This is a genomic window from uncultured Marinobacter sp. (assembly GCF_963974375.1).
In the GTDB taxonomy this organism is placed as follows: Bacteria; Pseudomonadota; Gammaproteobacteria; order Pseudomonadales; family Oleiphilaceae; genus Marinobacter.
The window spans coordinates 1-19940 of the sequence record NZ_CAXBDN010000047.1; the positions used below are offsets into that span (position 1 = coordinate 1).

Below are 19940 nucleotides of genomic sequence, written 5' to 3' on the forward strand. Positions count from 1 at the left end.
AAGGGCCAGGCGGAGGAAGCGATCACACCCTCGTTGGTGAAATCGTCGATCTGTACAAAAGCGTCGTGCCAGTAGCGGCCCACCAGTTTCCGCTGCTCCCGCAGCAGCTCGAGAGCTGCCTTATACTGGTCCGCATTGAGCTCATAGGGGTCATCAATGCCAAGGTCTGGCTCGTGGTGCTTCAGATAAAGAGCCGCGTCGGCAATATAGATAGCACCGTCAAAGGCCTGAACCCGACCAACGTTGGAGGTGCCATCCGGCAATTGGGTTTCCTCGAAAACCACACTCCAGCTGGTAGGCGGCTTATCCTTGAAGGCCTCGGTATTGTACATAAGCACGTTGGCGCCCCACTGGTAGGGCACGCCGTAATGGACACCGTCCACGGTATGCCAGGGGGACTCCTGCAGGCGCTCATCAATGGTGTTCCAGCTTGGCACCAGGTCAGTATTGATGGGCTGGACACGGTCACCAAAGATAATGCGCAGGGACGCATCGCCGGACGCGGTCACCAGGTCGAAGCCGCCTTCGTTCATCAGCGCGACCATCTCGTCGGACGTATTGGCCGTCTTGACCTGCACCTTGCAACCGGTCTCCTGCTCAAAACCGGTGACCCAATCGTAATTCTTGTCGGTGTCACCACGTTCAATGTAGCCCGGCCAGGCCACAATATTGACCTGGCCCTCGCTGGGCCCAATGGACGTTTTCATATCGGCCGCTACGGCCGTTGTTGCCACCAGAAAGGCAGCTGTCACCAGGGACGTACAAGCATTTTTCATGTCTATTCTCCTGCTTGGAAAAGCTGGCCGTCATCGACCCCCTCAAACGTCGTGCAACCTGTAAATTTTGATTATAGGTAGAGTCCCTCATATCGCCATATATAAAATCAGAAAACGTTTATCGTTTTTCCCGATATCTTAGGGTAGAGCATCGTCATGTCGGACGTTGGAGGAAGGTAAACTATGGACTTTCGGAGATTCCGATGATCTTTGACAGGCAATACGGCAACAAGCCCAGCCAGATGTTACCGGTGCCGCAACGCGGGCTGCTCCAGAGCAAGGTCGATAAAGGCCCGTGCCGGCTCACTCACTGCGGCGCCGCGGCGCCAGGCCAACCCCACCTCCACCGGTGGCAGAGGCTCGGACAGCGCCACGCCATCAATCCGGTCCCCTTCCAGGGACCATGGCCGGTAGACCAGATCTGGCAGCACCGAGACGCCAGCCCCGGTTGCTACCAGGCTACGCACGGCTTCCACGGAGGAAGTGCGCATGGCCATACCAGGCTTATTGCTGGCAGCTTTCCACAGGCCTGCGGTGGCAAGACGAATTTCATCGGTATTGAGGAGAATAAAGCGTTCTTCGAGCAGCGCCTCCCGGGAAACAGCAGCGGAACCGGAAAGCCGGTGACCATTGGGCAGCCAGGCACGAAACGACGAGGTTTCCATCACGGCAGTATTCAGTGCACCACGTTCAGACAGGGCCGACAGAATCAGGATGGCCACATCCAGTTCGCCGCTGAGCAGATAGTGCTCCAGATATTCCGGCGCATCTTCCACTACCCGCACCGCCGTGGCGCCGAAAGCACGCCGGTAGCGCGCCAACAGGTCCGGCAGGGCGTAGCCGGCGACGATGGAGGTCACCCCGATATTGAGCGTACCTGAAACCTGAACCTGACCCTCAAATACCCCCCGGGCATAGCTGACTTCGGCCAGAATCCGGTTGGCATGGCGCAAGAAAGCATGGCCCTTGTGGGTGAGCCCCATGCCCCGGGCATGGCGCTCCAGCAGCACCACCCCAAGATCGGCCTCCAGCTCCTTGATCGCTTCCGTGACCGTGGACTGAGACACAGACAGGTCCCGGGCGGCTCCGGAGATGGAACCGATCTCCGATACGGCCACGAAATAGCGCAGCTGCCGGAAAGAAAAACTCACGTCATGGGCCCGTGCTGAAGCAGACAGTTTAGTCGCGCAACCGGGTTTGGCCGGATGATCGCATCTGACGGTACGCTTTCCATGACGGCTCCCTGTCAGGCGTGTCCGACCACCCGGTGGGGCTGATAGGCAGCCTCCAGGCTGGCCTTCTCGTCCGCACTGAGCTCAATCTCAAGGGCAGCGATGGCATCGTCCAGGTGACGCTCCTTGCTGGCCCCGATGATGGGCGCGGAGACCAGAGGGTTTGATGCGACCCATGCCAGGGCAATCTGTGCCATGGGCAGGTCACGTTCAGTGGCCACTTTGCGCAGAGCGTCAATAACGGGCTGATCGATATCGCTGCCCAGGTGCCACTTCCGGGTGTTTTCATCACTGCGGGCGCGGGCACTGGCACCACCCTTACCCTGTTTCTCCTTACCCGCCAGCACGCCCCGGGCCAGCGGGCTCCAGGGAATCACACCGACGCCCTGATCCGCACAAAGGGGAAACATTTCCCGCTCTTCCTCCCGGTAAATCAGGTTGTACATGGGCTGCATGGTCACGAACCGGGTCCACCCGTGGCGTTCTGCAACCTGCTGGGCTTTGGCAAACTGCCAGGCAAACATGGATGAGGCGCCGATGTAGCGGGCACGGCCGGACCTGACCACGTCATGGAGGGCCTCCATGGTTTCCTCGATCGGAGTGTCGTAATCCCAGCGGTGGATCTGGTACAGATCCACGTAATCCGTGCCCAGACGCTGCAGCGAGGCGTCGATGGCATCCATGATGTGCTTGCGGGACAAGCCCCGGTCATTGGGCCCTTCTCCCATGGGCATGCAGACCTTGGTGGCCAGCACAATCTCCTCACGACGGGCATAATCCAGCAGGGCCTTGCCTACCACCCGCTCTGAGTCGCCTACGGAATACATATCTGCGGTGTCGAAGAAATTGATGCCCTCGTCGAGCGCCTTCTTGATGAAGGGCCGGCTGGCCTGTTCATCCAATACCCACTCCCGCCATTCAGGGGTGCCATAGGTCATGGTTCCCAGGCACAGTGCTGAAACTTTCGTGCCCGTTGTTCCCAAACGACGATAGTTCATGGCGCTTTACCTCTTCCAGATAACATTGGTTGGCTCAGGTGGCGGCAATGGAGGGGCCTGAATGGCGCCCTCCCGACACAAACTCAGGCCGCCGGATCTTTAAACTCAGGCGCACGCTTTTCAATGTTGGCCATCACCGCCTCCACCTGATTCGGTGACCCGATGATCCTGTCCTGCTCCACCGACTCTTCCAGCAGAATGCGTGCAGCCGTTTCCTCAGGGGTAATGGCGTTATTGAGCATGCGCTTCATGGCGCGGATGGCGTCCGGGTTTTTGCTGGCGATGGCCTGGGCCACGGCCAGTGCCTCTTCCCTGGGCTGTCCTGCCAGACGGGTGGCGAGGCCAAGGCTGAGTGCTTCATTACCGTCGAATACCCGGCCGGTGTAGCAAAGCTCCCGGGCCTGATCTGGCCGTACCAGTTCGTTCAGCAGCACCAGGCCGCCCATGTCCGGCACCAGGCCCCACTTGATCTCCATAACGGACCACTGGGAGTCCGGTGTGGCAATCCGCATATCGGCACCCAGCGCCACCTGCAGACCGCCACACCCTGTACCGCGGCAATGACCGGCACCGGCACTTCCCGCCACACCATAGCAATGTACTGGGGCAGGTTGGAGATGCCATGGGTGCGCTTCTCCAGACCATTGTCACCGGTAGCGCCAGCGCCACCCCCCTCCGCCATATTGGCGAAGTTGCCCATATCCAGGCCGGCGCAGAAGGAGCGGCCGTTGCCACTGATCACCACGGCCCGCAGCCCCGGCTCTGTCTTGAGTCGATCACCCGCTTCCGCAAGACTGCTGAACAATCCGGTATTGAGGGCGTTATGTTTTTCCGGCCGGTTCAGCCGAACCTCCACCACACCGGGAATGTCCGTCTGGATGATCTGTACGCTATCACTTGCCATGCTGAATCCTCACCACTGAATCGTTTAACACGCCCCTCAAACGGAGCGCTTGGCCTTGTCCTTATCATTAACCGCAGTAATCGCTTCACGGGCCATCTGCCACTCCTTGTCGCCCCAGGCCGACAAGGCGGAGAAGTTTGCGCCGTCTGCCTGATACTGACCACCATCAATGGCTATGGTCTGGCCGTTGACGTATTCGGAGCCAGGGGCCAGCAGGTAGAGCGCAAGATTGGCCAGTTCCGGATATTCACCAGGCCGGCCCATGGGGCTCTGGCCCAGATCGAGCTCACCCAGAGGGCCAAGGCGTTTGCTCATGCCTTCGGTGGGGAACAGACCCGGCGCGATGGCGTTCAGGCGAATACCGCGATTGCCCCACTCTACCGCAAGTGACTGAGTCATGGCATTAACCCCGGCCTTGGACATGGCGGAGGGCACTACAAACGGGGAGCCGTTCCAGACCCAGGTGGTGACGATGGACACGACGGATGCCGGCTTGCCTTCCGCCAGCCAGCGCTTGCCGCAAGCCACGGTGGTCAGGAAGCTGCCGCGGAAGACGATGCTGGCCACCGCGTCAAAGGCCCGGTGGGACAGGTCTTCGGTGCGGCTGACGAAGTTGCCGGCGGCGTTGTTGATGAGGCCGGTGAGGGCTCCGCCGTCTGCCCAGATGCCGGCAACCATGTTTTCGATGGCTTCGGGATCGCGGATGTCGCAGGGCATGGGGTTGACCTTGCCGCCGTGTCGACCCATCAGTTCATTGGCGGTTTCTTGCAGCACACTGCCGCGGCGGCCGCAGATATATACGGTGGCGCCCATGATCAGGCAGGCTTCGGCCATTTCCTTGCCGAGGCCGGTGCCGCCGCCGGTGACGAGAATTCGGTGGCCCTTGAGCAGGCCTTCGCGGTACATCAGATCGGTTGCTTGCATGGTAGTGGGTTCCTTCTTGTATTTTTAGCGTTTTGCATGCCAACTCAGTGCTAATGCCACTGGGTAGGCCTTGCCAAAATACGCTGTAAATACATCCCTGTACGCTCGGGCTCCGCCATCCATGGCTACGCACGATTTTGGCAAGGCCTACCCAGCGGCATTCCTGAACATCGGGGGTTCACGAACTACTCTCCGGTATACTTTGGCTCTCGCTTCTCCAGGAACGCCGCCACCCCTTCCGGGAAATCGGCGTCCTGGATGCAGAGAATCTGGTTGCGGTCCTCGAGGGCGACCACGGCTTCCAGGCTCTGGGCGTCTATGGCGAGGCCGATGGCTTCTTTGGTGAGGCGCAGGGCGAGGGGGGTGGCCCGCATCATGTCGGCGATCAGTGAATCGGCTTCCACCTGCAGTTCTTCCAGGCTGGCTACCTTGTTGGTCAGGCCCAGTTCCCGGGCCCGTTCGGCGCTCATGAAGCGGCCGGTGAGCAGGTATTCGGCGGCCGCAGAGCTGCCGACCATGCGGGGCAGGAAGTAGCTCACGCCCACATCGCAGCCGCTGATGCCGAGGCGGATAAAGGCGGCGTTGAGGCGGGCGTCCGGGGTCAGCAGGCGGATATCGCTGGCCAGTGCGATGGCGAAGCCGCCGCCGCTGGCAGAGCCCTGCACGATGCTGATGATGGGCTGGGGGCAACGGCGCATGTTGACCATGATGTCCCGCCCCGCCCGCTGTTCGTCGAGGGCGCCACCCACCCGGGGACTGATGGGGGTTGCGGCCTGTTCCTTGAGATCCAGCCCGGCACAGAAGGCGCGGCCTTCTGCGTCGATGACCACCACGCGGATTTCCTTGCGGTAGTAAAGGTCAGCAAAGTACTGACGCAGGTCCGCAATCATGGGTCGGCTGACGTCCGGGCGGGCCAGGGTAACCCGGGCTACGCCGTTTTCTTCAGTGACTCGGAAACCACGTGTCTGGTTCGGCATTTTGTTGTTGTCCTGACCGGATGAAGTAAACGGGCCACCACGCCAAAAGGGTGACCGTGACTGTAGATTTCATGATCAGTTGGTGAGCATGCTTATTCATCGTCGGAACCGACGAACCTCCTGCCGGCACGGCCTCAAAGCCACCGCCAGATACAAAATACTTTTTATCAGAGTTGGCGTCCTTCGACTCTTCGACAGGCTCAGAGCTCAGGACGAACGGGAAGGGGGGGGAGAAACTCACGACGACTGGGCTGTAGAGCGCCTCCGGTGGATTCCCCGGAGGCTTTCTGAGGGTGCGCGGCGTCCCGGATCAGAGCGTGTTTTTCAGTTCCCGGGCGATCACCAGTCGCTGTACTTCACTGGTGCCCTCGTAGATCTGGGTGATGCGGGCGTCCCGGTAGAAGCGTTCCACCTGGTAGTCTTCCAGGTAGCCGTACCCACCGTGAATCTGGATGGCTTTGCTGCACACGTCCTCAGCGATTTCACTGGCAAACAGCTTGGCCTGGGAGGCTTCACTCAGGCAGGGTGCACCGGCGGTTTTCAGGCGCGCTGCGTGCATCACCAGCAGGCGGGCGGCGTTGATGCGGGTGTGCATGTCTGCCAGCATGTTGGCGATGCTCTGGTGCTCGGTCAGGGGCACCCCGAACTGTACCCGTTCCTGGGCGTACTTGAAGGCCGCTTCCAGAGCGGCCCGGGCCACACCCACCGCCTGGGCGGCGATACCAATGCGGCCGCCTTCCAGGTTGGACAGAGCGATGGAAAGGCCCTTGCCGCGCTCACCCAGCAGGTTTGCTTCCGGGATCACGCAGTTGTCGAGGGTGATGGCGCAGGTGTCGGAGCCACGGATACCCAGCTTGTGTTCCATCCGGTCTACCTTGAAACCGGGGTTGTCCGTGGGCACCAGAAAGGCCGACAGGCCGCGCTTGCCCTGATCCGGATCGGTGACCGCGAACACAATGGCCAGGCCGGCACGCTTGCCGTTGGTAATGAACTGCTTGGTGCCGTTGAGCACCCACTGGCCATCTTTCAGTTCAGCCCGGGTTTTCAGGTTGTGGGCTTCAGAGCCGGCCTGGGGTTCGGTCAGGCAGAAGCAGCCGATGGTCTGGCCACCCGCCAGGGACGCCAGCCACTCTTCTTTCTGAGCCTGGGTGCCGTAGTTCAGTACCGGCCCGCAGCCTACCGAGTTGTGCACGCTCATCAGCGTACTGGTGGCACAGCAACCCACCGCCACTTCTTCCACGGCCAGAGCATAGGCCACGAAATCCACATAGCTGCCGCCCCACTCTTCCGGCACCACCATGCCCAGCAGGCCCAGTTCACCCATCTGGCGGATCACTGCATCGTCGATGTATCCGGACCTGTCCCACTCTGCCGCCCTGGGGGCCAGTTCGCTCTGGGCAAACTGGCGGGCCATATCGCGGATCATGCGCTGGTCTTCGTTATATTCAATGTCCTGCATACTGTGATCTCTTCAAAGTTTTAATCAGACTGAAAACCCGTCAAAAAAGGCCTTCACCCGGGCCGGATCCAGTTCGTCCAGAGTGGCCGGCTGCCAGTGGGGGCTCTTGTCCTTGTCGACGATCAGCGCCCGGATACCCTCAACAATATCGCCCTCATCAAACCATTGCAGCACCAGATGCATTTCCAGAGCAAAGCTGTCAGCCAGCGAGAGTTCACGTCCCCGGTGAACCAGCTCCAGAGCCACTGCCATGCCCATGGGCGATCGGGCGCTCATGATAGACAGAGTTTTTTCGGCCCAGCTGCGGACGGACTCTGACTTGCTTTCATTCTCAACCAGCGCAACCAGGGCATCCCTGATTTCAGGCACTGTGTCTTTGCTGAACACCTCAGCAATAACCGGCAAGAGGCAAGCTACGGGTGCCTCCAGTGCACCCTGGCGCCGTTGGCCAAGGCCCGCCTTGACCGTTTCCACACTGCTCAGATCCAGCTCCGCCAGCAGGCCCGGCATTTGCTGGAAGTCCGCTTCTGACAGATACACGTCCGCCAGCCCGGCGTAGATCGCATCACCGGCACCCATTTGCGCACCGGTGAGGGCGAGATATTCCCCTAACCGGCCAGGCAGCCGGCCCAGAAAGTAAGTGGCACCCACATCCGGGAAGAAGCCGATACCGGTTTCCGGCATGGCAAGGCGGGCCCGGTCGCTGACCACCCTCACACTGGCGGCCTGGGCCACGCCCATACCGCCACCCATAACAAAGCCATTCATCAGTGACACGACCGGCTTCGAGTAGTTGTGGATGGCCAGATCCAGTGCGTACTCATCCTCGAAAAACACCCGGTGCAGGGTGCCCCCGGATTTATAGCTGTCGTACAGCGCCCGGATATCGCCACCGGCACAGAAAGCCTTCTCACCGGCTCCCTGAATGGCAACCGCCGCTACCGAATCATCCCCGGCCCAGTGTTCCAGCTGCTGTTTAATGGTATGAACCATATCCAGCGTCAGAGCGTTCAGCCCCTCCGGACGATTCAGTGTCAGCACGCCGATGCCGTTCTCGACGGCAATGATCACTTCAGCGTTTTTCCCGCTCATTGATTGGCTCCGTTCATTCCTGGTCACTGCTGTAACGTTTGATGATGGCGGAAAAATCCAGGTCGCCATGGCCCTCAAAGCTCATGCCCTGATAAAGCTGTTGCGCCAGAGCGCCCATTACCACCGGCTGGCGGACACTTTTTGCAGCCTCGGTGGCCAGCCCCAGATCCTTGATCATCAGGTCGGTGCCGAAGCCGCCGGTATAGCCGCGACTGGATGGCACGCCATCAATCACACCCGGATAGGGGTTGTAGGTGTCGGTGCTCCAGCAGCGGCCACTGGAGGTGTTGATCACTCCTGCCAGTACCTTCGGGTCCATGCCCAGAGAGACCCCCAGGCTCATGGCCTCGGCGGCGCCGATCATGGAGATACCCAGCAGCATGTTGTTGGCCACTTTCGCCACCTGGCCATTACCGGCAGGACCGCAGTGGACGATGTTCTTGCCCATGGTTTCCAGAACCGGACGGGCAAACTCGAACTCGTCCGGCTCGCCCCCCACCATAAAGGTCAGGGTACCGGCCTCGGCGCCGCCGGTACCACCGGACACCGGCGCATCCAGCATGGGATTGCCGTGTTCTGCCGCCGCCTTGGCCACTTCACGGGCCGACATGGGATCAATGGTAGAGCTGTCGATCAGATGCACCCCGGCTGCCACCGAAGCCAGCAGGCCGTTGTCTCCCAGATACACGCCTTTTACGTGCTGTGCCGCTGGCAGCATGGTGATGATCAGTTCCCGATCACCACTGGCCAGTTCCGCGACACTGTTCGCCTTGCTGGCACCGGCCTTGACCGCAGCCGCGACTGCGGTCTCTGACAGATCGAATACCGTCAGTTCGTGACCTGCCTTCAGCAGGTTGCGGGCCATGGGGCCGCCCATGTTGCCCAGTCCGATAAATCCGATACGCATGATGATTGCCTCTTGTTATCGTTCTACTCGTTCGTGCGAAAGTAAGCGGGTAGGCCTTGCCAAAATCGTTCGGAGCCATGGATGGCGGAGCCGAGCGTACATGGATGTATTTACAGCGTATTTTGGCAAGGCCTACCCGCTTACTTGATACTCTACCTATGCGAGCCGCATCAGCGATGTTTGAAATCGGGCGCCCGCTTCTCAACGAATGCCCCCATGCCTTCCTTCTGATCGTTGGTGGCAAAGATGGCGTGGAAAATCCGCCGTTCGAACCGCACGCCTTCACTGAGGCTACCTTCAAACACCCGGTTGATGCTTTCCTTGGTCATCATGGCGCTGGGCAGGGACTTCTCGGCAATGGTGGCCGCCGCTTTCAGGGTTTCTTCCAGCAGTTCTGCCACCGGAATCACCCGGGCCACCAGGCCGGCACGCTCGGCTTCATCGGCAGCCATCATGCGGCCGGTCAGGCACATCTCCATGGCCTTGGCCTTGCCAATGGCACGGGTCAGGCGCTGGGTGCCACCAATGCCCGGCAATACACCCAGGTTGATTTCCGGCTGACCGAAGCTGGCGTTGTCGCCGGCGTAGATAAAGTCGCACATCAGCGCCAGCTCACAGCCACCGCCGAGGGCATAACCGGCTACCGCAGCAATCAGAGGCTTGCGGCGGGTGGCGATGCGATCCGCCGGTGCAAAGAAATCCTCCATGTAGGTCTGGGGGTATTCCAGTGACGACATCTCCTTGATGTCCGCACCGGCGGCGAAAGCTTTATCGGAGCCGGTCAGCACCATGCAGCCCACATCCGCATCCTGCTCGAACGCATCCAGGGCCAGGTTCAGCTCCTGAATCAGCTGGCTGTTGAGAGCATTGAGCGCCTTGGGGCGGTTCAGGGTAATGATCCCGACCCGGCCTTTTTTCTCGGTTAACAGTGTTTCATACGCCATGGTTCAGCCTCCGCTTATTTCAGGGTGATGGTGGTGTTGACGGACCCGACTTCGTCTTCATCAAACCAGCGGGAGGTCACCGTCTTGGTCTGGGTGTAGAACTGGATAACCTGCTTGCCGTAAGGGCCAAGATCACCCAGTTTGGAACCACGGGAGCCACTGAAGGAGAACAGCGGTACCGGCACCGGAATAGGCACGTTGACGCCCACCTGACCCACATCGATCAGTTCCTGGAAACGATGGGCCGCGCCGCCGGAGCGGGTGAAAATCGCGGTGCCGTTGCCGTGGGGGTTGGCGTTGACGATGTCGATGGCCTCATCCAGGTTGTCTGCCTGCATCACACACAGCACCGGGCCGAAAATCTCTTCCTTGTAGATGGCCATGTCCGTGGTAACCCCGGCAAACAGGGTTGGCCCCACGAAGTTGCCGTTTTCATAGCCGTCCACCTGGGGGTTACGACCATCGAGGACCAGTTCGGCGCCCTCATCAACCCCTTGCTGAATCAGACCATTGACCCGTTCCAGGGCCCGACGGTTGATCAGGGGTCCCACATCGGTACCTGGCTCAACGCCGGCACTGACTTTCAGCAGCTGGGCACGACGGGCCAGTTCCGGCAGCCAGTTACGGGCCTCACCCACCAATACCACCACCGACAGCGCCATGCAGCGTTGCCCCGCTGCACCGAAACAGGCACCCACCAGATTGTTCAGGGTCTGTTCCTTGTTGGCGTCCGGCATGACCACACCATGGTTCTTGGCGCCCATCATGCACTGCACCCGCTTGCCGGCCTGGGAGGCGCGGTTGTAAACGTGGGTGCCAACCGGCGTGGAACCCACAAAAGAGACCGCCTTGATGTCCGGGTGATCACAGATGCCGTTCACCACATCCGGGCCGCCGTGGACCACGTTCAGCACGCCCTTGGGAATACCGGCTTCCAGCGCCAGCTCTACCAGGCGCATGGTGACCATGGGGTCCTGCTCGGAAGGCTTGAGCACAAAGGTGTTACCGGTGGCGATGGCCATGGGGAACATCCACAGTGGAATCATCGCCGGGAAGTTGAAGGGCGTGATGCCGGCGCAGACACCCAGGGGTTGCAGCAGAGTGTAAGTGTCCACATCGTTGGCCACGTTGTTGGCCAGTTCGCCCATCTGCAGGTTGCCAATGGCGGAGGCGTGTTCCACCACTTCCAGACCACGGAACACATCCCCTTCCGCATCCGCCAGGGTCTTGCCCTGTTCCGCAGTCAGCAGGGCCGCCAGCTCCTGCATGTTTTCGCGGATCAGCTGCTGGTACTTGAGGAAGATCCGGGCGCGGACGCCGATGGGGGTTTTGCGCCAGGTTTTGAAGGCATCCTGGGCGGAGGCGACGGCTGCATTGACTTCGTCGGCGGTGGCAAAGGGCACCCGGGCCAGAACTTCCTGGGTGGCGGGATTAATGATATCTCGCCATTCGTTGGTTTTCGATTCAACAAACTCGCCGTTGATCAGCAGCTTGACGGTAGGCACACGGTTATCAGTCATTGTTGTTTCCCTTTTTGGCATCCGGCCTGTCGTTAATGAGGCAATTTTGCGCTTCCCTGATAGTAGCAGTGCGTTTTTAGCGGTTACAATTGAGTGAGGCGCAGAGTTGTTCTGCATTTTTGCACAGGAAGGTCAATTACTAAGCTACGCCGAGGCAGTCGGACAGGCCATGCCAAAATCGTGCGGAGCCATGGATGGCGGAGCCCGAGCGTACAGGGATGTATTTACAGCGTATTTTGGTAAGGCCCTCCCTCTTGCCTGACATGCTCCGAAGCCAGACTGTGGCATCCGAAGCATTTGGTAGACCGAGTGATTTTCGTGAGGGCAACACCATGTGGAACTTTGAAACAGACCCGGAATTCCAGCAACAACTGGACTGGATCGATCAGTTTGTCCGTGAGCAAATCGAACCCCTGGACCATATCCTGGGCAGCCAGTGGAATATTCACGACCCGGACTTCGTAAAGCTGGTCCGCCCCCTGCAGAAGCAAGTGCAGGAACGAGGCCTGTGGGCCTGTCATCTCGGACCAGAGCTGGGCGGCAAAGGCTACGGCCAGCTCAAGCTGGCCCTGATGAACGAGAAGTTCGGCCGCTCCCGTTTCGGCCCCATCGTATTCGGCTGCCAGGCCCCGGACACCGGCAACGCCGAAATCCTCGCCCATTACGGCACCCCGGAACAGAAAAAGAACTACCTTGAGCCCCTGCTGGCCAACGACATCGTGTCCTGCTTCACCATGACCGAACCCCAGGGCGGCGCCGATCCACTGGTACTGGAAGCCCGGGCAGAACGGGACGGCGACAGCTGGGTCATCAATGGCGAGAAATGGTTCGCCTCCAACGCCCGCTTTGCCAGCTTCTTCATCGTCATGGCCGTCACCGATCCGGATGCCGCGCCCTATCGTCGGATGTCCATGTTCATCGTTCCCGCCAACACCCCGGGCATCGAGATCGTGCGCAATTACGGCTTCTACGGCGAGCCGGACGAAACCCACGCCCACCTGCGCTGGACCAATGCCCGGGTACCGCTGGACAGCATGCTGGGGGAACAGGGCGATGCCTTCGTGGTGGCTCAGGTTCGTCTCGGCGGCGGCCGCATGCATCACGCCATGCGCACCCTGGCCCAGGCCACCCGGGCTTTCGATATGATGTGCGAGCGGGCGGTGTCACGCTTCACCAAGGGTGAGCAACTGGCCAAGAAACAGATGGTGCAGGAAAAAATTGCGGATTCCTGGGTGGAGCTGCGCCAGTTCCGCCTGCTGGTACTGGAAACCGCCTGGCTGATGGATCAGACCAAAGACAGCCGGTCGATCCGCAAGAACATCGCCGCCGTCAAAACGGTGATGCCCAAACTGCTCCACGACATCTCCGCCCGGGCCTTGCAGATTCACGGCTCCCTGGGTATCTCCCACGACATGCCCTTTGCCGAATGGATCATCAATTCCTACCATGTGGCGCTGGCAGACGGACCCACCGAAGTCCACAAGGTTACCGTGGCACGGGAAGTCCTGAAGGATGTGCAGCCGGCCGCAGGCATGTTCCCGGATTATCTGAAATCAGAACAGGTACGCCGGGCCCGGGAGAAATTCGGGCTCGAAGATAATCCCCGGGACCCGGAGGCCTGAGCCATGACTGCCATCACACAGCTAAGCCGCTCACTGAAAGGTAGCCGGGTCCTGGTTACCGGCGCTGCCAGCGGTATGGGGCGGGCAACCGCCGCCGTCTTTGCCAGCGAAGGCGCGCAGGTTGCGGTCACCGATTACGATGCCGACGGCGCCCGGGCTGTTGCCGATGAACTGACAGCCGCAGGCCACCAGGCCCAGGCCTGGCATCTGGATGTGAGCGACCCCGCCGCCATTCGCCAGGTCACCGCCGAGGTCGCCAAAGCCTTTGGTGGCCTGGATATCCTGATCAACAATGCCGGCATATCCGGCTTTTCGGCCATCGATGACGACCAGTACGACGCTGTCTGGAGTAGCTGTCTGGCAGTACTGCTCACCGCCCAGCAACAATTGGTGCGGGCGGCCCTGCCGTTTCTGCGACAATCCGCCCACCCCCGTATTGTGAACATCGCGTCCACCGAAGCTCTCGGCGCCACCGCCCAGAACAGTCCCTACGCTGCCGCCAAAGCCGGCGTCACCGGCCTCACCCGGGCCCTCGCCGTGGAGCTGGGACCCGAGGGCATCACCGTGAACTGCATCTGCCCCGGCCCCATCGACACCGCCATGACGGCGTTTGTGGAACCGGAACACAAGCAGATCTTCGCCAGACGACGCACGGCCCTGCGCCGCTATGGGTCCCCGGAGGAAGTGGCCCAGATAACCGTCAGCCTGTGCCTGCCGGCGTCCTCTTACCTGACGGGTGCGGTGATACCAGTGGATGGGGGATTGATGGCGCGTAATGCATAAGCGAAAGATTAGTTTTTGGAATCATGGTGGCTGGCCGCGAGGCGGTGTATTTTTTCTTCTGGAAAAAGAACTCGCTTCGCTCAGACACCTTTTTCCGACAGAAAAAACACCCCACCTCACGTCCGATCTGACTTAGGTATTAAATTCTCTTTTCGTTCGCCCTGACCGTGAACATTTCGAAGGACACAACCACCGCCCTCCGCTCGTCCTGACTGTGAGCCTGTCGAACAGTCGAAGGACGCAACTACCGAAACTCGACTCGCTCCAGCGAACTAGTCCCGGGGGCAACACCCTTCGACAGGCTCAGGGTGAGCGGGATATAGGAGCGCCCGCGCACCCTGAGCTCTCATGGACGAAGGGCCGTGCATCCTTCAGGACAACGTAAGCCCACCATCCACAATCAATGTCTGACCCCGCATATATGACGCCAGCGGAGACGCCAGAAACAGTGCCGGACCGGCCATTTCTGAAGGCAGACCCATACGGCCCACGGGGATGGCGCTTTCCGCCATTTGCCGCCGCTTGGGGTTATCGGTGGTGACTTTGGTCATCTTCGTCGCCACAAACCCTGGCGCTATGCCGTTCACTGCAATACCTTCCGGCGCCCAGGCTTCTCCGAGGGTGCGAACCAGTGCCACGGCGCCGGCTTTGGAGGCGTTGTAGGCGGGGTTGCCTTTGGTGGAGTGGAAGGCGGCGGTGGAGCTGACGATGATCATGGAACCCTGGCTGGCTGCCAGCATGTCATGGAATTTCATGGCGCAGGTGCGCAGGCTGTTCAGGTTCACGTTAATAACGTGATCCCAGCCTTTCCGCTCGAATTCACCGCGCTTGTAGACCACCACGCCCTGACACTGGATCAGCACGTCCAGCCTTTCAAAGCCGGGCTGGTGAGCCTCGATGGCGTCCATATTCCCCACATCCACTTGCGAATAGTGCAGCCCGGTCAGGTCTGAACCTTCCTCCGGGTCATAATCTTCCACTGACGCCCGGGTCCCCCAGACATGAACCTCTGCACCCCGGGCCTGAAAGGCCTGGGCAATACCATTGCCGATGCCGCTGGAACCGCCGACTACCAGAACCGTTTTACCGGTAAAATCCAGATCGTTCATTGTCTCTCCAAAATGCGTTGTTTTTTGGCGTCTTGCACCAAAGTCCGACCGGGTGGGCCGATGGGTCTCTCCAAAATCGTGCGTAGCCATGGATGGCGGAGCCCGAGCGTACAGGGAAGTATTTACAGCGTATTTTGGAGAGACCCATCGGCTCGCCCGGCCCCCAAAATCAGCAGCACTCCCAAACACTAACCAGTGCCAGGCCACCCAGCATCGTCGATTCAGACGATGCTCCGCAAAGCGCTGCCAGTTAAGGTGAAAATCACCAAAAATAACAGGACCCTGCCGTCACCATGATGCCGTCATCCACACCCAGCAGCCTGCTCACCCTGAAAGCCCTCTACACCGGCGCCCTTGCCCGTTTTGGCGACCGCTGTGCCCTTACCATGCATGGCGCCGAACTCACTTACCGGGACCTTCTGCAACAGGCTATCCGTGCCGGTAACGGGCTGATTGACGCAGGCGTCAGACCTGATACGCCGGTCGCCATTGCCATGGCCAACTGTCTGGAATTTGCAGTGGCGGATCAGGGCATCATTCAGGCCGGCGCCACCAAGGTGCCCCTGAACGACATGCTCAGTGACGACGAGGTGCTTTATATTCTGGAGAACGCAGGCGCGCAGGTGGCCATCGTGGATGCCCGCCGGGTGCCGTTGCTGGCCAGCAAGCGGGACCAGCTGCCGCAATTACACACGGTAATCGTGGTGGGCGAAGCCCTGGAGCGCCCCGAAGGCATGACTCCCTGGCAGGCCTTCCTCAGCTCCGCTCGTCCCGAGTACACCGAGGTGGATGTCCAGCCCCATCACCTGGCCTTCATCGGCTATACCGGCGGCACCACCGGCAAGCCCAAAGGGGTGTTGCACAGCCAGCAGAATTTCTATCTGAATCTGCTCTCCCATCTCACCGAAATGTGTCTTCAGGACGACGAGCGGCTGTTGCTTACCTCGCCGCTACCCCATGCCGCAGGCCTGCTGTTGGCAACCGGCCTGCTCAAGGGTGCGAATCATTTCATTGAACCGGGCTTCGATCCGGCCACGGTGATCCGGCGCATCAGTCAGGACCGGGTGACGGTGACCTTCATGGTACCCACCATGATCTATCGCCTGCTGGACTGGCTGGAGGCCCATGATGGCCCGGCACCGGACCTCAGTGCCTTGCGCTCCATGATCTACGGCGCGGCGCCCATTACCGTTGACCGGCTGCAGCAGGGGCTGGCCACCTTCGGCCAGGTGTTCATGCAGCTGTATGGCCAGTCCGAGGCGCCCAACTTCATAACCCGGTTGCGCCGGGAAGATCACAACCCCGACTTTCCGGAGCGTCTGCTCAGCTGTGGCCAGCCCGCCACCATGTCCCGGGTCAGGATCGTGAATGATCAGGGCGAGGAGGTCCCGGTGGGGGAAAGCGGTGAGGTCACGGCACTGACCCCCTACAACATGCTGGGCTACCACCAGTTGCCTGAAAAGACGGCCAGCACTCTGGTTAACGGCTGGGTTCATACCGGCGATATCGGCCGGGTGGATGCGGACGGCTATCTGTATCTGCTGGATCGCAAGAACGACATGATCATCAGTGGCGGCATGAATGTGTACACCTCGGAAATCGAGAACGTACTCCAGCCCTGCGAAGGCGTCGGCCAGGTGGCGGTAGTAGGCCTGCCAGATCCGGACTGGGGCGAGGCGGTGACGGCCTTTGTGGTGCCTGAGCCCGGCAATGCGCCGGATACGGCGGCGCTGATCCTTCACTGCAAGGCCAGCCTGTCCAAATACAAGGTACCCAAGGCCATTCACCTGGTGGACAGCCTGCCGGTGACCGCCTACGGTAAGCTGGACAAGAAAGTTCTTCGTCAGCAGTGGAGTGAACGTTCATGAGCCGGGTGATTATCGAGCCTTATCCTCACCAACTGGGTGGCCACTGTGGATCCGGCGCTCTGCGGGACCTGCTGCACTGGGCCGGGCTGGGCTGGGATGGACTGCCCGGCGATGGTCTGCCCGGTGAAGGCCTGGTGTTCGGACTCGGCGGCGGCCTGTCCTTTATGTACACCCGCTACCCGGGGCTGACGCCGCCCATGTATCTGGTGGGTCGGAACGCGGATATGGAACTGGATTTCTGCCGCCGGCTGAACATTGAATCCCGCCGTCAGCAGACCGATGACCCGGTGGAAGCCTGGGCACTGGTAAAGGGCGAGATTGATGCCGGCCGGCCCGTGATGGTCTGGTGCGACATTGCCGAGCTGCCATATTTAAGGGTGCGTCTGTCCAACACCCGCCACGACGTGGTGATTATCGGTTACGACGACGACCAGAACACCGTGCTGATCGTGGACAACGATCGTGAGGAATTTCAGGAAATCCCCATGGAGGCCTTCCGCAAGGCCCACGGTTCCAATGGTTTCCCCGGCCCCAACCGCTTCGCCACCTACCCGATGCGTTTCCCGGACCAGCTGCCGGATCTGCTCACCTGCGCCCGGGATGCTGCGGCTTCAGCGGCAAAGGTATTGGCCGGTGAAGATGCACTGCTGTTTGACGTTTCCACCCTGCCCGCCGGCAGTCTGGTCGCCAGTGGTGTGGCGGGCGTGCAAACCTTTGCTGACGACATCATTACCTGGCCCTACCGGCTCGATCCGGAAGAGCTGGGCGTCGCGGTCAAAACCATCCCCGTCTTCGTAGAAAAAGCCGGCACCGGCGGCGGCATGTTCCGCCGCCTGCAGGCCAGTTTCTGCCACGATGTGGCCACGGTCACCGGCGACCCGGCCTTCGCCGAAGCCGCCACCACCTGCCAGAACAGCGCCGACGCCTGGAGCGCTCTGGGTGACATCGCCCGCTCGGAGCCCATGGATATTGAAGCCATCAGCAAGGCGGCACATCGCTTGCCGGAACTGGAGCGGCTGATGCAGGAGGCTCTTGAGCGGGCTGGTCAGCGCCAGCCCTGAAGCCGTTACGGCGTGACTACCACCGCCCCGGCCAGCTTCCGCGACTCAAACGCCCGATGCGCTTCGGCGATATCTGCCAGTGGGTATCGGGCTGCTATATCCACGGTCACATGACCCTTGTCGATGGCATCGAACAAGTCCGCTGCGTTGTCCCGGAAAAGGTCAGTACTGGCGTTGTGCAGGAACAGGGAAGGCTGGGTCAGAAACAGGCCACCACTGCGGTTCAGCAGCATCGGCTCAATGGCCGGAGCCGGACCTGAGGCGGCGCCGTAAACCACCACCAGCCCGAACTGGGCAGCACATTGCAGAGATTTGAGCAGGGTGTCCTTGCCTACCGAATCGTAAACCACATCCGCCTTGCGGCCACCACTGGCGGCGAGGAAAGCCTCGGGCCAGTCTGGCTGACTGATGTCGATCACCGCCTTGCAACCGGCGGCTTCTGCCACAGGTATTTTCTCGGGCGACGTGGTGGCGCCGATCACGGTTGCGCCCAATGCAGTGGCCCACCGGGTCAGGATCTGGCCGACGCCGCCGGTGGCGGCATGGACCAGCAACAGGTCACCGGCTTTCACCGCATGGGTCTTGCGCACCAGGTACTGGGCGGTGAGTCCCTTGAACATCATGGCGGCAGCGGTTTCATCGCTGATCGAGTCCGGCAGCCGGACCAGCTTGTCCGCCGCCACATTGCGGCGATCTGCGTAGGCGCCCACGCCAGCGGCAATGTAGGCCACCCGGTCGCCTTCCTGAAAATCGGTTACGCCCTCCCCTACAGCCTCTACCCGACCTGCCGCTTCGAAGCCCAGTCCGGTGGGCAGCGGCAAGGGATAACCTCCGCCCTGGCGTTGCGATACTTCCAGGAAGTTGATGCCGATGGCAGTCTGGGCCAGCTGCACCTCGCCGGGGCCCGGAGCTGGCAGTGGCCTTTCAACCACATGCATGACTTCCGGTTCCCCGAAGGACTGGATTTCTACGGATCTGGCTGTTTTCATCTGGATATCTCAATGTGTTGATGATCAGTATTCGAACTACTTTCCGTTCGTCCTGAGCCACGTCGAAGGACGTGACCTCCCAACTACGTGATCCCACCCTTCGATCCTTCGTCAAGCTCAGGATCAGGGTGAACGGAGCTTCAAAGTCCGCCCTCAGTTCCTGCTCAATATTTCCGTTCGTCCTGAACCCCGTCGAAGGACGTGACCTCCCAACTATGTGATCCCACCCTTCAATCCCGGTGATCCCACCCTTCGATCCTTCGTCAAGCTCAGGATCAGGGTGAACGGAGTAATTACACCCCTTTCCGTTCGTCCTGAGCTCTGAGCCTGTCGAAGCGTCGAAGGACGCCACCCCTCGCTCATCACAGAGCCCGCAATTCCTTCTTCAGTATCTTGCCCACCGGGTTCCGCGGAATCGCATCAATGATCTTGAGCCTCTCCGGCAACTTGTAGACGCTCATTCCGATACTCTTGAGGTAGTCGTTGATTTCCTCCAGTGTCGGCTCGTCGTTTTCATCGCGGGGCACCACGCAGACGCACACTCGCTCGCCAAGAATCTCGTCCGCCTCCGGAATCACCGCCACATCCAGCACTTTCGGGAAGCCTTGCACGGCGTTTTCCACTTCCACGCTGGAGATATTGAAGCCCCCGCGGATCACCATGTCCTTCTTGCGGTCGTAGAAACCCACAAAGTCCGGCTCGCGGATGATGAACAGATCACCGGTGCGGAAGAAACCGTCGTCGGTGAACGATTTTTCAGTCAGGTCCGGTCGCT

General features: G+C 60.5%; 17 protein-coding genes and 1 pseudogene. 4 read left to right on the forward strand and 14 right to left on the reverse strand.

The window, feature by feature from the left end; translation table 11 throughout:
- The 11 genes and pseudogenes from AAC035_RS06025 to AAC035_RS06075 form a co-directional block, all read right to left on the reverse strand.
- A partial coding sequence (locus tag AAC035_RS06025; protein WP_339801264.1) for an extracellular solute-binding protein occupies positions 1-776 on the reverse strand: 776 nt, incomplete at its 3' end.
- A gap of 245 nt (positions 777-1021) precedes the next feature.
- On the reverse strand, positions 1022-1927 hold the full coding sequence (locus AAC035_RS06030) for a LysR family transcriptional regulator (protein ID WP_339801267.1): 906 nt from the start codon (positions 1925-1927) through the stop codon (positions 1022-1024).
- 95 nt (positions 1928-2022) lie between these two features.
- On the reverse strand, positions 2023-3006 hold the full coding sequence (locus AAC035_RS06035; RefSeq protein ID WP_339801270.1) for an aldo/keto reductase: 984 nt from the start codon (positions 3004-3006) through the stop codon (positions 2023-2025).
- An 86-nt stretch (positions 3007-3092) separates the two neighbouring features.
- Positions 3093-3856: pseudogene (locus AAC035_RS06040) on the reverse strand (enoyl-CoA hydratase-related protein); the annotation flags it as partial.
- Between the two features lie 90 nt (positions 3857-3946).
- Positions 3947-4834: an SDR family oxidoreductase gene (locus AAC035_RS06045; RefSeq protein ID WP_339801272.1), complete on the reverse strand. Its 888-nt coding sequence runs from the start codon at positions 4832-4834 to the stop codon at positions 3947-3949.
- Positions 4835-5019: 185 nt separating this feature from the next.
- Entirely contained in the window at positions 5020-5811 is a 792-nt protein-coding gene (locus AAC035_RS06050; RefSeq protein ID WP_339801275.1) for an enoyl-CoA hydratase-related protein, read from the reverse strand.
- Between the two features lie 310 nt (positions 5812-6121).
- Positions 6122-7270: an acyl-CoA dehydrogenase family protein gene (locus tag AAC035_RS06055; protein WP_339801279.1), complete on the reverse strand. Its 1149-nt coding sequence runs from the start codon at positions 7268-7270 to the stop codon at positions 6122-6124.
- Between the two features lie 24 nt (positions 7271-7294).
- Positions 7295-8362 carry an enoyl-CoA hydratase/isomerase family protein gene (locus AAC035_RS06060; protein ID WP_339801281.1) on the reverse strand — a complete coding sequence of 356 codons (1068 nt, stop codon included), beginning with the start codon at positions 8360-8362 and terminating at the stop codon, positions 7295-7297.
- Positions 8363-8375: 13 nt separating this feature from the next.
- The gene (mmsB, locus tag AAC035_RS06065) at positions 8376-9269 is read right to left on the reverse strand and encodes a 3-hydroxyisobutyrate dehydrogenase (protein WP_339801284.1); all 894 of its coding nucleotides are present in this window, start codon (positions 9267-9269) and stop codon (positions 8376-8378) included.
- A gap of 170 nt (positions 9270-9439) precedes the next feature.
- Positions 9440-10213: an enoyl-CoA hydratase gene (locus AAC035_RS06070; RefSeq protein WP_339801287.1), complete on the reverse strand. Its 774-nt coding sequence runs from the start codon at positions 10211-10213 to the stop codon at positions 9440-9442.
- 14 nt (positions 10214-10227) lie between these two features.
- A complete protein-coding gene (locus AAC035_RS06075; RefSeq protein ID WP_339801289.1) occupies positions 10228-11733 on the reverse strand; it encodes a CoA-acylating methylmalonate-semialdehyde dehydrogenase in 1506 nt (501 codons plus the stop codon).
- A 332-nt stretch (positions 11734-12065) separates the two neighbouring features.
- On the opposite strand from AAC035_RS06075, the gene AAC035_RS06080 reads away from it, so the two are divergent.
- Positions 12066-13355 carry an acyl-CoA dehydrogenase family protein gene (locus tag AAC035_RS06080; RefSeq protein WP_339801292.1) on the forward strand — a complete coding sequence of 430 codons (1290 nt, stop codon included), beginning with the start codon at positions 12066-12068 and terminating at the stop codon, positions 13353-13355.
- A 3-nt stretch (positions 13356-13358) separates the two neighbouring features.
- A complete protein-coding gene (locus tag AAC035_RS06085) occupies positions 13359-14138 on the forward strand; it encodes an SDR family NAD(P)-dependent oxidoreductase (RefSeq protein WP_339801295.1) in 780 nt (259 codons plus the stop codon).
- Positions 14139-14509: 371 nt separating this feature from the next.
- Here AAC035_RS06085 and AAC035_RS06090 read toward each other — a convergent pair whose 3' ends face one another.
- Positions 14510-15247, reverse strand: coding sequence for an SDR family oxidoreductase (locus AAC035_RS06090; RefSeq protein ID WP_339801298.1), 738 nt, complete (start codon positions 15245-15247; stop codon positions 14510-14512).
- Positions 15248-15540: 293 nt separating this feature from the next.
- Here AAC035_RS06090 and AAC035_RS06095 point away from each other — a divergent pair, with 293 nt between their 5' ends.
- Complete coding sequence (locus AAC035_RS06095) at positions 15541-17115, forward strand: AMP-binding protein (protein ID WP_339801299.1); 1575 nt, start codon at positions 15541-15543, stop codon at positions 17113-17115.
- Positions 17112-18176 (forward strand): BtrH N-terminal domain-containing protein, encoded by a 1065-nt coding sequence (locus AAC035_RS06100; RefSeq protein WP_339801302.1) that lies wholly within the window; start codon positions 17112-17114, stop codon positions 18174-18176. The genes AAC035_RS06095 and AAC035_RS06100 overlap by 4 nt, the downstream gene beginning before the upstream one ends.
- Before the next feature lie 5 nt (positions 18177-18181).
- On the opposite strand, the gene AAC035_RS06105 is transcribed toward AAC035_RS06100, so the two are convergent.
- Complete coding sequence (locus AAC035_RS06105) at positions 18182-19165, reverse strand: quinone oxidoreductase (RefSeq protein WP_339801303.1); 984 nt, start codon at positions 19163-19165, stop codon at positions 18182-18184.
- A gap of 362 nt (positions 19166-19527) precedes the next feature.
- On the reverse strand, positions 19528-19940 hold a 413-nt coding region (locus AAC035_RS06110), incomplete at its 5' end, for a class I adenylate-forming enzyme family protein (RefSeq protein WP_339801305.1).